Raw genomic sequence first — 14,030 nt, 5'->3', positions numbered from 1 at the left:
GAGGTGACAATATGAAAAATGTTATTGGATTAAAGGTGAATGAAAAGGATAATGTGGCTGTGGTTTTTTCTGAAAACTTAGAGAAAAACACTGATATTGAAATAAGAGACCATAAAGGAAATTCAGAAATGCTGACTTTGAAATCAGATATTCCATTTGGTCATAAGGTTGCTATTGTTCCAATAAAAAAAGGTACCCCTATCACAAAATATGGTGAAGAAATAGGTGTTGCTACTATGGATATAGTAGTAGGAGAACATGTTCATATACACAATTTGGACAGCCAACGCAGCAGAGGAGATAAAAATTAAGAGAGGTGAGAAATATGAATTTTATGGGATATGTTAGGGAAAATGGCAAGGTAGGCTCTAGAAATTACGTTGCCATAATTCCAAGTGTTGTATGTGCCAATGATGTTGCTATGGCAATAAATCAACATACAGACAATACAAGAGGTATTTATCATCATCAAGGATGTTGCCAGCTACCTCCAGACCTTGAAAGGGTTACGGATTCTTTAATTGGTATTGGATGTCATCCTAATGCTGGCGCAGTATTGATTGTCAGCTTAGGCTGTGAAGGTACAGATGTAAACAGACTAGTAAAGGAAATATCAAAAACAGGTAAACCGGTAGAAGTAATAGAAATTCAAAAGCTAGGCGGTACAAGCAAGGCTATTGCTGCAGGAATTGATGCAGCACAGAAACTGGCAATACAAATTTCTGGTCTTCAAAGAGAACCTGTTGATATTTCAAATGCCATAATGAGCATTAAATGTGGTGCTTCTGATGCTACATCTGGATTGGCTTCTAACTGTGTCATAGGATATGTTGCGGATAAGGTTGTTGATCTTGGCGGTACTGTAATTTTTGGAGAAACAACTGAATTTATAGGAGCAGAGCACATTCTTGCCAGGAGAGGAAGGACTCCTGAAGTTGGAGAAAAGATTTTTGAAATAGTAAATAGAATGGAAGAACGTTCAAAATCAATGGGATGCGACATGAGAAAGGGACAACCGACACCTGGAAATATTGAAGGCGGGTTGAGCTCAATAGAAGACAAGTCTTTAGGAGCAATTGTAAAGTCAGGCAAAAGACCAATTGAGGGTGTTCTTGAATATACTGACATGGTAACAAATCACAAGGGATTATGGATAAAAGATACTCCAGGCAGAGAAATAGAAATATTGACGGGTATGGCAATAACAGGATCACAGTGTATGTTGTTTTCAACAGGGAGAGGAGCTCCACAAGGATTTCCTACAATGCCAGTGTTAAAAATATGCGGAAATCCTATAACTTATAACCATATGCAAAATGATATGGATATTAATGCCGGAAGGATAATTTTAGGCGAAAAAAGCATTGAAGAAGTTGGAGAAGAAGCTTTTGCAAAATATCTTAAAATTCTTTCGGGAGAAACAACTAAGAATGAAACAATCAAATACTTCAGCGCAGTTGACATTTATACGTTAGGACCAGTAATCTAATTGTTCTTTTAACAAAGAATGATTCTGTTGTATAATATTAAAAGTATAATAGCAAACATTCTTTGTTGAAAATATATTAAAAACAACAAATAAAATGGAGGTTCTTTATGAACGGTATAATTGCATTATTGATAGGAATAGCTGTTTTACTTTTTTTAATCATCAAAACAAAAATTCACGCATTTCCTGCACTTATCGTAACTGCTATAACAATTGGTTTATTGTCCGGGTTGACACCTGCCGATACAATCAGTGCTACTACAACAGGATTCGGTAATACACTTGCAAGCATTGGTATAGTAATTGGATTTGGATGTATAATGGGAACTTTTCTTGAAAGGAGCGGAGCAGCTAAAAAAATGGCTCTAACCATTTTGAAGCTGGTTGGTGTAAAAAGAGCAGATGTTGTGCTTGGACTTTCGGGCTTTCTTGTATCCATTCCTGTATTTTGTGATTCGGGCTTCATAATTTTGTCACAGCTTGCAAAGGAATTCTCACGTATTACTAAAAAATCCATGGTCGGACTAGGTGGTATTTTAGGTATGGGACTTTATCTTACACATTTCCTTGTACCTCCGACTCCAGGGCCTTTAGCTGTAGCAGGAACTTTAGGGATAGATGTTGGAATATTTATTATAGCCGGTTTGCTTATGGCAATTCCTTTATTCATAGTTGCAATATTTATATTTAGGTGGTTTGGGAAAAAATATCCTGATTTTGTAATGGAAGATACTGTTGATAAGACTAAATACACAGAAGAGCAATTGAAGGTATTGGATAGAATATCACAAAAGACAAAATCCGGAGAAGAGTTGGTTTCTAAAGATTTTGAAGAGCTAATAGCAACTGAAAAGCTGCCGAATGCAACTGTTTCTTTCTTGACTATAATTATACCTATATTATTGATACTTATGAATACCTTTGCAAAAATTGCAGGTATCGAAGGATCGGCTCAACAAATAATCAGCTTGATTGGAAGTCCTGTTGTTGCATTGTTTATATCGATATTAATATCCGTTTATGCTTTGTCTAGAAACTTGGATACTAAGACAGCGAGAAAAGTCATGGAATGCGCACTTGCAGATGCTGGGTTGGTTGTATTTGTAACAGGTGCTGGTGGTGCTCTTGGCAATGTTATCAAGGTAACTAATATTGGACAAATAATGGCTGAAGGAATATTGAATATGCACATGCCTGTAATATTGGTTCCCCTATTGATAGGAACATTGATGAGGTTCCCTCAAGGTTCTGGAACAACTGCAATGATTACAGGAAGTGCTATCATAGCACCTATGGTACCTGTTCTAGGATTGAATCCTATAATTGCAGGTCTAGCGATTTGCATTACTTCAATGTGTCCATCATACATGAATGACAGTTACTTCTGGGTTGTTACAAACTTCAGTGGACTAGATGTAAACACAAGTTTGAAAACATGGTCTGTGGCAACTATCATCATACCGATAATTGGATCTGTTTTGCTGGCAATAGTTAATAGCTTTATATAATATAAAGAATTATTATGATGCATTTTTGAAAGGCAAATATTACTCTAAAATAATCAGCCATACTTAGTCGCATGGCTGATTATTTTATGTTCATATGTTGATTAATTATAAGGATATTGTTACAGCAGAGAATCATCCACAGAATCCAGCCAGTTGTTGATTGGTTCAATTACTGACTCTATGGTTGAATCTTCAAATGGACTGTTTAAGTTTCCTTCTTTTAGAAGCTCAAGAAACGGCTTGCTTCCTCCGATTTGGCAAAGGTGGTGATAATCTGCCCATGCCTTCTTTTTGTCTTCAAATGTGAATTTAATCCAGTACTGAAAAGCGCAGACTTGAGCCAACGTGTAGTCAATGTAGTAAAACGGATCATCAAATATGTGACCTTGTCTGAACCAGTATCCGCCTTCTTCATAGAACTGGTTGTCTTCATAGTCAATCCATGGAAGATATTTCTTTTCTGTTTCTCTCCAAAGAGCTCTTCTTTCAGCCGGAGTCAGCTCCGGATTTTCATAAACCTTGTGCTGGAATTCATCCACGGTTACGCCGTAAGGTATGAACAGCATTGATTTTGACAGATGTGAAAATTTGTATTTCAGTTCATCTTCTTTAAAGAACAGCTTCATCCACGGCCATGTTATGAATTCCATGCTCATTGAGTGAATTTCGCATGCTTCAAGCGTTGGGAATATGAGTTCAGGGAACTCTATGTTCCTGCTTTCATAAACCTGGAATGCATGACCTGCCTCATGAGTGAGTGTATCCACATCATCGGATGTTCCATTGGAGTTTGCAAAAATAAAAGGAGATTTGTAATTTTGAATGAATGTGCAATATCCTCCGGATTGTTTGTTTGGTTTTGTCTCAAGGTCAAACAAGTCGCTTTCAACCATGTAGTTGAAAAATTCGCCGGTTTCCTTTGAGAGCTCTGAATACATTTTTTGAGCATTGTCAAGCATCCACTGTGTATTTCCTTTAGGGGTGGCATTGCCTGTTGTAAAGATTAAATCCTTGTCATAGTATTTTAAGTTTTCAATTCCAAGTCTCTTTGCCTGGCGCTCTCTAAGATTTACAGTCAGCGGAACTATGTATTTAAGTACCTGGTTTCTGTAACCTTCAACATCTTTGGAATTGTATTCTGAGCGGTGAAGCCTGATGTATCCCAGCTCCACAAAGTTCTTGTATCCAAGCTTCACAGCAATTTTGTTTCTCACTTTAACAAGCTTGTCATAAATTTCATCAAACTTATCTAAGTTGTCCTTGAAGAATCCGCTGTATTTTTCATATGATTCTTTTCTGATGTTTCTGTCTGCCGATTGCATGTATGGCTGCATTTGAGACAGGTTCAAAACCTTGCCGTCATAATTTATCTTTGCTGAGGAAACAAGCTTGTCGTATTCACTCTGTAGCCTGTTTTCTTCCTGCAGCTCTGCAATTACATCATCAGAAAATGATTTGATTTCAAGTTCAGCCATGGTGAAATACTGAGGAGGAATTCTTTTCTTTAGTTCTTCTTTGAATCTGGAATTTATAAGGGCCTTGTAGTATTCAACGGTCAAACCTTTGAATATGGGTGAAACTTCATCCATATATTCATTTTCCTTGTCGTAAAATTCATCTGCAGTGTTGATGGAATGCCTTATTGAAGCCAAGTTGAACATGGTGTCCACATTTTTTGATATTTCGTTCAGTTCATTTATTATGTTATATTGCTCATCTGCGCTGTCTGAATTGTTGAATTTTTCTATAAGTGATGAAAACTTTGCCCTGACTGAGTCTACTTCCGGGCGCACATATTCATAGTCGTTAAATTTCATAAAAACCTCCTGAAATTAAGTATATATTTATATTACCACAGGAATGTTTTAAAATACATAATATTTGTAAAAATTAATAATTTTTTCCTGAAAAAAATAAAAAAACTGTCGGGAGAATCCTGACAGTTATCTTAGCAGCGGCATGCTGCCTGTTAGCTTGTTAACCAGCTTTTTGTTTCCGCAAATAGCAACTCCGTAATATTTCAGCTCACTTTCAGGAACTCCTGAAATTTTTCTGGTGAAATCATCATATGTGTTGCAGCCTTGAGCCACATCTGAAAAGTCAACAACAGTTAAGTCTGAAAATTCCGGCTCATACAGCCTTCTTCGAAGGTCCTTGAGCATTGAATGATTTCCTTTTAATATGGGAACTGGAATTTCAATAATTCCCATGTGAGAGTTACCTGTCTTGTCTATTACATCTGAACCAACAGCATCAGGAATTTGCTTGCCTAAAGTTATCCCCATTATTGCTGCTGTATTTGATATAATCCCAAGGGGTAGTGCTTCATCTATTACCATGACGCATTTTTGATTTTGATTTTCCATAATTACCTCTCTAATGTCTATCTTTGTTATTTGTAAAAATATTTTTATATTGTCTTGGAGTAAGTCCGATAAATTCCTTGAAGAAGTTTGAAAAGTGGCTTTGGTCCACGAAGCCTGTTTCCATTGCAGCCTCTATTGGTTCAGTTCCATTTTCAAGCAGCTTTTTTGCGACATTTATACGCACCGTTTCCAAGTAGCGGTATGGAGTGATACCCATGATTCTGGTGAATGATCTGAGCAGGGAGTATTTGTTCATTTTTGCGATTTTGCTTAGATCATCAAGGGTGATATGTTCTGCATAATGCTCTTCTATGTATGTGCATACTTCCTTTATTTCCGTATTAAGATATGATTCTATTGATTCAGAGTAAGGAAGCGTGTATTCATCCAGTAGCTGTTCTATTAAAAAAAGGAATGTTTCTTCTTTTTTGAAATCGTCCTGTTCTTCCATTATGTTTTGATGAAGTTCACAAAGAAGAGAAGACTGTTCGCTGTCAAATGCCACAGGCTGCGAGAATTGAGGGAGATATTCCCTGCCTGTAATTTCATGCACAGCCCTTTTCATTATTTCAGGCTTTATGTTGATACATCTGTAATCCAATGTGTTCTGGTCTATTTGCTCGCAGGTGTGATTTTCCATAGGATTAAACAACACCAAATCACCTGCGCCTATGGTGTATTCATTATTCTTGCATGACAAGCGGCGCTTGCCGCTTTCAATGTAGCCTATTACATAATATTCGTGAAAATGATTTGGGAATTTCTGCATAACACCCTTAAAACGGTAGGCTTCAACTTCCAAATCCCTGTCAAAACAAACTGTGCGTTCATCAAGTCCCATGACATGCTCCTTTCTTTAACACAAGAATATCACAAGGGGTTTTACGGCTCTTGTACAATATTGACTTTTTCTTATATTTTTTAATAACATTATATCACAAAACGGATAAATATAAATTGCGTTGTAAATTTTTGTGTAGTAGAATAGATGTATTTAAAGATAAAGGGGAAGTTTACAGCATGAAGCGATTTATTTCTGGAGTAAAAACAGGACTGCCCATATGTATGGGAGTCATTCCGGTTGGAATTTCTTTTGGAATTATAGCAAGGCAGGGAGGATTGGAATCATGGCAGGCAATACTCATGTCAATTATAGTATTTGCCGGAGCAAGCCAGATTATGTCCATAGGCATGCTTGTTCAGGGAGCATCCGTTCCGGCTATTATATTTGCAACATTTTTAATTAACCTCAGGCACCTTATAATGAGTACATATGTTATGAACAGATTAAAAGAAAAGGGGCTGCTTAAAAAAATGGCCCTGGCTTATGTGTTGTGTGATGAATCTTTTGCCTTGTTTTCCATGAGTGAAGAAGGGGAGGACGATGATATATTTTTATTTGGAATCAATGTGGTCCTCGGTATTTCATGGATTACCTCCACGGCCATTGGCTGTATCGCACTTAGCGTATTGCCTGATACAATTTCTAAAAGCCTTGGAATAGCATTTTATGCTTCATTTATAGCAATACTTATGCCTAATATTAGAAAAAATATGCAGTTGTTTTTAGTTGTAATTATTACAGGAATCATTAACAGCATGTTTGGAATGTTTTTTTCATCCAGCACAGCACTTATCTTTTCAATTTTAATAGGTGCATGCATAGGGATGGTCATAATAAAGGATGAGGAAAGGAGCATGGAATGAGGATATTAATTTTAATCATTGGAATGGGAATTGTAACATATTTACCTCGAATGCTTCCTGCAGTCCTGGTTGAAAAAATTAGATTTAATAAAAAGATGGAGAAGTTTTTGAGCCTTATTCCTTATACGGCAATGGCCGCATTGATTTTCCCGGGGGTTTTGTCAGTTGATGAAGGAAATATGGCAATCGGGCTTGTTGGTGCTTTCGTAGCAGTAATATTAAGCTGGTTGAAAATGCCAATTATGTTAGTAGTTGTAGGTGCAATAATATCTGATATTGTTGTTTATATGTTGGTGTAGAAAAATATATTATATAATTTGAAGTGAAAAACTGAACACTTGTCAAGGTATTATCAGGTGATAAGACGTCGTTCGAGGCACAGCCGAAGAATCTCATATTTTAAATACTTTTACATAAATCTCAAGCCTTCTCGAATCATTTGAAGTGAACTGTTTCTTTTTCATACATCTCAGGCTGTCTCTTACGAGACAAAGTTCGACATATTTTTATGAAAAAGTATATTAAAATGGTATATAATTGGCAATTAAATCTCTGCTTATGGATCTAACTTTGTATTTTAAATGGGTCTTTATGAAAAAGTCTGTAAATTTATAATTGACTTCTCTGAAAAGAAAGAGAGTTTATTGTGAAAAGAGAAAGAAAACATATAATTAAAAATGAAAAAATACGTAAAATTATAGGTGGGGCATTTTCATTTTGGGCTATGGCTTTTCAATTATTAAATATTACGCGTATAATCATTAACCCTGATACAAATAAATTTTCCCATATATTTTATAATATGAAAAGCTATAATATTTTTTTAGCTGCATTTCCTGCTTCGTTTATATTTATTTTGGCGGTCAAGCTAATGGAGTTTCATATACAATTCAACTTAAATGAGGTTGTTGCGGAGAATAAAATTATTATACGATGGTTTATAAAACATTTTAACATTAGCCATAAAAAAGACCAAATAATTTTAAAGGATGAAACTTGTTTATTGGTAATCCAGCTAGTATTATGTATTGTCGGTTTTTTTATAGGACTGAGATGGTATTTAGTAGGTAGTCTTAGTATGCTCTTTTACTTTTTTCTTTATATTAAAATGAACTCTCGAGATTGATATCAGCTATACTGTTAAAAATGTAGGTATTAAGACAGTGGGGACGGCAGACTGCGAAAAACGCTCAATAAATTTCGATATAACTTAGCACAAAACCATTAATTTTTAATGGTTTTGTGCAATAATTAAAATCAAAAAGGTATTCACTTAAATAAATGACACCTGCAAGTTTATCTGCAGATGTCAATACACTTTTGTGCTTAGAAGTATCTCTTGCTTGCGGTGTATTCTTCAACGAGTCTCAGGCCTTCGCCGAATCTTTGGAAGTGAACTATTTCTCTTTCTCTCAGCCATCTCAGTGTGTCTTTTACAAGAGGGTCATCTGTTAAAAGAATCAGGTTTTCATATGTTGCTCTTGCTTTTTGCTCTGCAGCCATGTCATTGTACAAATCAGCTATAGGATCCCCCTTTGCCTGGGTGTATTTTGCTTCCCATGGAACTTCAGCTGCATCTACCAGGAACGGACATGTTTCATGGTTTGCAAAGTATCCTCCCATGCCAGCTGCTATTAATTCGTCTTTTGTAGCACCATGTATTAATTTTTTAAACAGTGTAGCCACCATCTCCATATGGCCCAGCTCTTCAGTGCCTATATCGGTCAATACAGCTTTTGTTTCATTCAGAGGCATGCTGAATCTTTGAGTGAGGTAATTCATACTTGCGCTCATTTCACCGTCAGCTCCGCCGTATTGATTTAAAACAGCCTTGGCCATTCTTACATCTTTGTTGGAAACCCTTACAGGGTATTGTAGCTTTTTATCATAAACAAACATAATCTCTATTCATTCCTTTCTATTGAATTTTTACATTTCCCAGGGCCATGGGCTGTTTATATAACGCCATGTGTCGCCCATTTCTGGATTCATGTTGCACAGCGGGCCGTATTCAGCTTCATATGCTTCACGATACTGCTTAAGATGTGTAGCATACTCATGATGTCTGTAGAGGGCAACAGGATCGTTAGGATGAGTAGCTAGATATAAGGCAAGGTCAGTTACAGCAAAATTTAATTTCTGAATATCCAAGAGCATTGCTTGCTGCTGGCGGGACATTCCTTTATGTGATTCATAATTCATCATACTCTACACCCCTTCGTGAATGAATTCTAAATACGGAGTCACCAGGTCCGGATAGACTGTTCCTTGAACAAATGCTTCGTTTATATTGTTAAAATATCTTGGGTTGATCTGATAAGGCACATAACCATACCCTACCATTGGGTTTTCTGGCATATATGGCACCATTGGTATATAGTTGTCATAATCTTTTCTAATCAAAATCTTCATTCCTTTCTAAAGAATATCTTCTATCGATAGATAGCTATAATTATATTATTCATTAAGAAGCGATAAGTGACTTGTTTGCTGAAATTGTATATACACATTTATATATCAATAATCAAATAAAAGGGTTGAATATGAATTTAGAGTAACTACCTTAATTGAAGACCCTATTGGTGAATAATAGTAAGTAGGAGCTCTGGGTAATCCAGAGTTTTTTTATTGTCCAAGAAATAATTATAGGACGGGATGAATTCCCGTCCATGGTAGACCAATTTATATAAAACTATCTATGACAATGGTGGTTGTTGTCTTCTTCTAAAGCGTCTTCAAGTAATTCTATTAAACACTCGAAAACACAGTCGCAGTTATGATGACGATTTCGATTTCTACCGGTACCAGCTACATCATTATTTCTATGATGACAATGATGATTATTTTCTTCAAGTGCGTCTTCGAGCAATTCTAGTAAACATTCAAAAACGCATTCGCAATCACATCTTCTGCCAGTTGTACCAGCAACATTACCATAATTTCTATAACTCATAAATATCACCACCTTTTTAGGTAAGCTCATTTTTAAAATATTCTATAACCAAAAAAATGTGATAAACATGTCTTATTATTAGTACTTTATATGAATTTAATGGGGTAAATGTATTTTTTGTCTACATAATATCGGTGGAATATTACTGGTTATTGTTTTCTCCGAAAGATATTCAAGCAATTTATTTGTACATTTAAAGTGATCATCAAATCATCATTTCCAATAAATTAAATTAAAAATACTCTCATGATTTGATAATATATATATCTATGCCACAATATTTTATATAATTTTACATTTATTTTGTAATTTGTGTCAAAATATATACTTTTACATATATTACTGTATTAAACTTATAAAAGTAGTTCATAAATATTTGTTATGTAAATTTTGAATGAAAGGAGCATATAATTTGAATAATGATTTTAATAATGATTATCCTATATACAACATGGATATCAATGATAATGATGTGAGCATGAACAGATTTGATATGAGACGTGACTATGACTATGATAGAAGACGTTACTATGACTATGACAGAAGAAGACGTGACTTTGACTTTGATAGAAGAAGATATGACAGAAGAAGACGTGATTTTGATTTTGACTTTGACTTTCCATTATGGTTTTTTTTCTGGCGATTTTTCTTTTAACACAAGGTAGGTTGTTGTTTGTCAGGACAACAACCTACTTTTTATTTTATTGTAAAAAGGCTAAGTAATTTATGTTGTAAAAAGGCTAAGTAATTTAACTATTGAAATTTGAGTTTAACGTGGTATAATATGATACAAATAAAAGTAATTCGCTAGGGGAGCTTAAATGCTGAGAATTTACCCTCAAAACTTGATCCGGTTAGTACCGGCGAAAGGAAGACGACCGTAAAGCATAGTTTAGCCCCCTCCCCGCGAAAAAGGGAGGTTTTTTTATGTCAGAAGAAGCATTACAATCATTTTTTGAATCTGTTCCGGGACAGGTTCTGACAGTAGCAACAATATTTTTGCTGTTGGTTTTAATAATGAGATCAAGCAAGAAAAAGAACGACGTGTCTGTACTGGTTAAGTCAGCAATATTGATGGGAGTAGCATTTGTGTTAAATCAAGTGACATTGTTCAGAATGCCTCAGGGAGGTTCAATAACTGCGTTCAGCATGTTTGCACTGTTTTTGGTAGGTTACTTGTTTGGACCAAGGCAGGGAATTCTTGCAGGAATGGCTTATGGCCTTTTGGATCTGGTTATCAATCCTTACGTTATTCACCCTATACAAATATTCATGGATTACCCATTGGCTTTTGGAGCCATTGGAATTGGAGCAATACTGAGAGAGACAAAACAAGGAATGATAACAGGATACCTGGTTGGAGTTCTTGGAAGATACCTTGTAACTGTTGTTTCTGGAATCATATTCTGGGGAATGTATGCTGCCGAAGGATTCAGTGCTGTGTCATGGTCATTTTTTTACAACATGACATACATGCTGCCAGAAGCTGTTGCAACAGTTGCAATTTTGCTGATTCCACAAGTAAGGCAGTTTTTTGAAAAGTATAAGCAGGAATAAAAAATGACGTCTTTAGGTGTTATCAAATTTGTTTCAATGATGTGGGGTAGGTCTAGTCCTTCCTAAGACAACAAAGTTATTGAATTAATAACTCGGGTGGACACGAGGTCCGCCCCTACATCTTGATAAATTAAACCACTTTGCAATGATTCGGTTATTTTTTCATTCCAGTATGTAGGGGAGGGTCTCGTGCCCTCCCGAAAATACCAAAATTATTGAATTATCAATACGGACGGACACGAGGTCCGCCCCTACAGTTGGTTAATTTCAAGTTTGTCAATAGTATGATGACATCTTTTACAGATGTCATTTTTATTTTTACTAGATTATTAATAAATCAGCTCGTATACATTGAGCTCGGCACTTTTTCGAAGTCTTGCTATCTTTGGGATTATTCTTGTGAAATGTTCTGAATTTTTGTGTGCTTCCAAGGCTTCAACACTTTCCCACTCTTCTATCATGGTTAAAATATCCTTGTTGTCCTTGTCTCTGAACAAATTGTAAGCTATGCATCCTTGTTCGTTTCTTGTTTCTTTCACCATTTCATCGTACAATGCAATTGCTTCGTCTGTTTTTCCTTCCAGATAAACACCTTTTGCCACTACTTTAATCATAATAACCTCCATAATATTTATTTTATGCATGCTCATATTGGAGCTTGTATAGCTTGTAGTAAATTCCCTTGTTGGACAGCAGTTCCTGATGCGTTCCTTCTTCTCTTATTTCACCCTTGTGCATCACTATTATTTTGCTTGAGTTTTGAACAGTGGAAAGTCTGTGTGCAACTATTAGGGTTGTTCTTCCTTTCATGAGCTTTTTCAAAGCATCCTGTATGAGAACCTCAGTTTCTGTGTCTATGTTTGCTGTTGCTTCATCAAGTATCAATATGTCAGGCTTGAAGGCAAGAGTCCTTGCAAATGAAATCAGCTGTCTTTGACCGGCTGAAAATGCTGCGCCGTTTTCTATTACATGCTCGTCGTATTGGTTGGGAAGCTTTGAGATGAAGCTGTGAGCATTTACGTATTTTGAAGCTTCAATTATTTCTTCATCTGTGATAGTATCATTCTGCAGCCTTATGTTGCTTTTTATGTCTCCTGAAAACAGGAATACATCCTGCAGCATTTGTCCTATGTTTTTCCTCAGATCTGAAACCTTAATATCCTTAATATTTATTCCGTCTATGAAAATATCTCCCTTTTGAATGTCATAATATCTGCAGATCAGGTTTTGAATTGTTGTTTTGCCTGCTCCGGTAGCACCTACAAATGCAACACTTTCACCTGGATTTACCTTAAAGGACACATCTTTTAATATCCACTCGTCTTCCTTGTAGGAGAACCAAACATTCCTGAACTCAATGCTTCCTTTGAAGCTCTCAACTTCAACTGCATTTTCGCTGTCCATTACTTCGGGAACTTCGTCCATGAGTCCAAAAATTCTTTCAGAAGCAGCCATTGCTGACTGGACTATGTTAAGCTGTTCGGCCAGTTCCTGTATTGGCTCGAAAAACTTGCTTATGTATCTCTGGAAAACAACTATGGTTCCTATGGATACAACGCCTTCCATTACCATTTTTCCTCCAAACCACAAAAGAATTGAAATGGCTGTTATGTTCATGAGGTAGTTTGTTGGATTGTATATGCTGAATGCAAAAAGTTGTTTTATGTTTTCTTTTCTTAATTTCTCATTTTCAGATTTGAACTTGTGAAATATTTCATTTTCAACAGCAAATATCTGTACTATTTTCATGCCGGAAACATGTTCTGATATGAAGGCATTTAATGCTGATATTTTGCTTCTTATTTCCCTGTATATTTTCTTTGAAGCACTTTCAAAAGCAAATGTGAACACTGCAATAAAAGGAATGACGGTGAAAGTCAGCAATGAAAGTTTTACGTTGTAATTAAACATGGTAATTACCACGCCTATTAATACAAACAGGCTTTTTAAAATGTTGACAATTACGCTGGTATACATTTCATTTAATGCTTCTGTGTCGTTGGTAACTCTTGTCACAAGCCTTCCTATTGGGTTTTTGTTGAAGAAACTTATGGAAAGATCGTTTAAATGAGTGAATATTTCCATTCTTATGTTGTAAATTATTTTTTGACCTGCACGTGCAAGTATCATTGCCTGTGCATAACCAAGTACAAAAACAACTGCCACTGTGGACAAATACGCTAAACTTATTTTAATAACTCCCTGTATGTTTGACTGCTGAGTTATTCCTGCATCCACGGTGTTTGCCTGGGTGCCTGAATAACGGGAAAGAAATTTATCCACCACATCTCCAATGAGCACCGGCTGGTAAAGTTCAACTGCAACTATTACAAATATTATTGCAATAGCCAGCACGAATTGCCAGATGTAAGGCTTTGCGTACTTAAGAAGCCTCTTGGCAATATTTTTATCTATTTTTTTTGGTTTTTCAAAATCGTCGTTTTTCATCA

Annotated in this window: 17 protein-coding genes and 1 riboswitch; of the genes, 8 read left to right on the top strand and 9 right to left on the bottom strand. The window is 35.9% G+C overall.

The annotated features are described in order from the left end of the window. The first annotated feature begins 11 nt into the window (after window positions 1-11). From LY60_RS02225 to LY60_RS02215, 3 genes are all read left to right on the top strand, one after another. Window positions 12-311, top strand: coding sequence for a UxaA family hydrolase (locus LY60_RS02225; RefSeq protein ID WP_145079380.1), 300 nt, complete (start codon window positions 12-14; stop codon window positions 309-311). Between the two features lie 14 nt (window positions 312-325). Further along, window positions 326-1,489: a UxaA family hydrolase gene (locus LY60_RS02220; protein ID WP_145079378.1), complete on the top strand. Its 1,164-nt coding sequence runs from the start codon at window positions 326-328 to the stop codon at window positions 1,487-1,489. Between the two features lie 107 nt (window positions 1,490-1,596). Further along, window positions 1,597-2,997, top strand: a complete 1,401-nt coding sequence (locus LY60_RS02215; RefSeq protein WP_145079376.1) for a GntP family permease — start codon at window positions 1,597-1,599, stop codon at window positions 2,995-2,997. 119 nt (window positions 2,998-3,116) lie between these two features. On the opposite strand, the gene LY60_RS02210 is transcribed toward LY60_RS02215, so the two are convergent. The 3 genes from LY60_RS02210 to LY60_RS02200 all read right to left on the bottom strand — a co-directional run bounded on the left by LY60_RS02210 (window position 3,117) and on the right by LY60_RS02200 (window position 6,204). Next, window positions 3,117-4,814, bottom strand: a complete 1,698-nt coding sequence (locus LY60_RS02210) for a M3 family oligoendopeptidase (RefSeq protein ID WP_145079373.1) — start codon at window positions 4,812-4,814, stop codon at window positions 3,117-3,119. Window positions 4,815-4,940: 126 nt separating this feature from the next. Beyond that, complete coding sequence (locus LY60_RS02205; RefSeq protein WP_145079370.1) at window positions 4,941-5,363, bottom strand: DUF2000 domain-containing protein; 423 nt, start codon at window positions 5,361-5,363, stop codon at window positions 4,941-4,943. Window positions 5,364-5,373: 10 nt separating this feature from the next. Continuing rightward, window positions 5,374-6,204, bottom strand: coding sequence for an AraC family ligand binding domain-containing protein (locus LY60_RS02200; protein ID WP_145079368.1), 831 nt, complete (start codon window positions 6,202-6,204; stop codon window positions 5,374-5,376). Between the two features lie 179 nt (window positions 6,205-6,383). On the opposite strand from LY60_RS02200, the gene LY60_RS02195 reads away from it, so the two are divergent. The 3 genes from LY60_RS02195 to LY60_RS02185 all read left to right on the top strand — a co-directional run bounded on the left by LY60_RS02195 (window position 6,384) and on the right by LY60_RS02185 (window position 8,196). Then, window positions 6,384-7,070 carry an AzlC family ABC transporter permease gene (locus LY60_RS02195; RefSeq protein ID WP_019230577.1) on the top strand — a complete coding sequence of 229 codons (687 nt, stop codon included), beginning with the start codon at window positions 6,384-6,386 and terminating at the stop codon, window positions 7,068-7,070. Beyond that, a complete protein-coding gene (locus tag LY60_RS02190) occupies window positions 7,067-7,369 on the top strand; it encodes an AzlD domain-containing protein (protein WP_019230578.1) in 303 nt (100 codons plus the stop codon). Before LY60_RS02195 ends, LY60_RS02190 begins: the two co-directional genes overlap by 4 nt. Before the next feature lie 347 nt (window positions 7,370-7,716). Continuing rightward, window positions 7,717-8,196, top strand: coding sequence for a hypothetical protein (locus tag LY60_RS02185; RefSeq protein ID WP_145079365.1), 480 nt, complete (start codon window positions 7,717-7,719; stop codon window positions 8,194-8,196). Between the two features lie 200 nt (window positions 8,197-8,396). Here LY60_RS02185 and LY60_RS02180 read toward each other — a convergent pair whose 3' ends face one another. From LY60_RS02180 to LY60_RS02165, 4 genes are all read right to left on the bottom strand, one after another. Continuing rightward, complete coding sequence (locus LY60_RS02180; RefSeq protein WP_145079362.1) at window positions 8,397-8,969, bottom strand: manganese catalase family protein; 573 nt, start codon at window positions 8,967-8,969, stop codon at window positions 8,397-8,399. Between the two features lie 30 nt (window positions 8,970-8,999). Further along, complete coding sequence (locus tag LY60_RS02175; RefSeq protein ID WP_145079359.1) at window positions 9,000-9,275, bottom strand: spore coat protein CotJB; 276 nt, start codon at window positions 9,273-9,275, stop codon at window positions 9,000-9,002. A 3-nt stretch (window positions 9,276-9,278) separates the two neighbouring features. Further along, on the bottom strand, window positions 9,279-9,473 hold the full coding sequence (locus LY60_RS02170) for a spore coat associated protein CotJA (RefSeq protein ID WP_198018525.1): 195 nt from the start codon (window positions 9,471-9,473) through the stop codon (window positions 9,279-9,281). Window positions 9,474-9,762: 289 nt separating this feature from the next. Beyond that, window positions 9,763-10,023: a hypothetical protein gene (locus LY60_RS02165; RefSeq protein WP_145079353.1), complete on the bottom strand. Its 261-nt coding sequence runs from the start codon at window positions 10,021-10,023 to the stop codon at window positions 9,763-9,765. 412 nt (window positions 10,024-10,435) lie between these two features. Between LY60_RS02165 and LY60_RS02160 the strand changes: the two genes are divergently transcribed. After that, window positions 10,436-10,678 (top strand): hypothetical protein, encoded by a 243-nt coding sequence (locus LY60_RS02160; RefSeq protein ID WP_145079350.1) that lies wholly within the window; start codon window positions 10,436-10,438, stop codon window positions 10,676-10,678. Window positions 10,679-10,822: 144 nt separating this feature from the next. Continuing rightward, a riboswitch (TPP riboswitch) is annotated at window positions 10,823-10,913 on the top strand. A gap of 37 nt (window positions 10,914-10,950) precedes the next feature. After that, the gene (gene thiT / locus LY60_RS02155) at window positions 10,951-11,580 is read left to right on the top strand and encodes an energy-coupled thiamine transporter ThiT (RefSeq protein ID WP_019230256.1); all 630 of its coding nucleotides are present in this window, start codon (window positions 10,951-10,953) and stop codon (window positions 11,578-11,580) included. 329 nt (window positions 11,581-11,909) lie between these two features. On the opposite strand, the gene LY60_RS02150 is transcribed toward thiT, so the two are convergent. Together LY60_RS02150 and LY60_RS02145 are read right to left on the bottom strand one after the other, a co-directional pair. Continuing rightward, window positions 11,910-12,194 (bottom strand): putative quinol monooxygenase, encoded by a 285-nt coding sequence (locus LY60_RS02150; RefSeq protein ID WP_145079347.1) that lies wholly within the window; start codon window positions 12,192-12,194, stop codon window positions 11,910-11,912. Window positions 12,195-12,216: 22 nt separating this feature from the next. After that, window positions 12,217-14,028, bottom strand: coding sequence for an ABC transporter ATP-binding protein (locus tag LY60_RS02145; protein ID WP_246145344.1), 1,812 nt, complete (start codon window positions 14,026-14,028; stop codon window positions 12,217-12,219). Window positions 14,029-14,030: the final 2 nt, after the last annotated feature.

The organism is Sedimentibacter saalensis (assembly GCF_007830175.1).
In the GTDB taxonomy this organism is placed as follows: Bacteria; Bacillota; Clostridia; order Tissierellales; family Sedimentibacteraceae; genus Sedimentibacter; species Sedimentibacter saalensis.
This window is presented reverse-complemented; position numbering and strand designations above follow the sequence as displayed.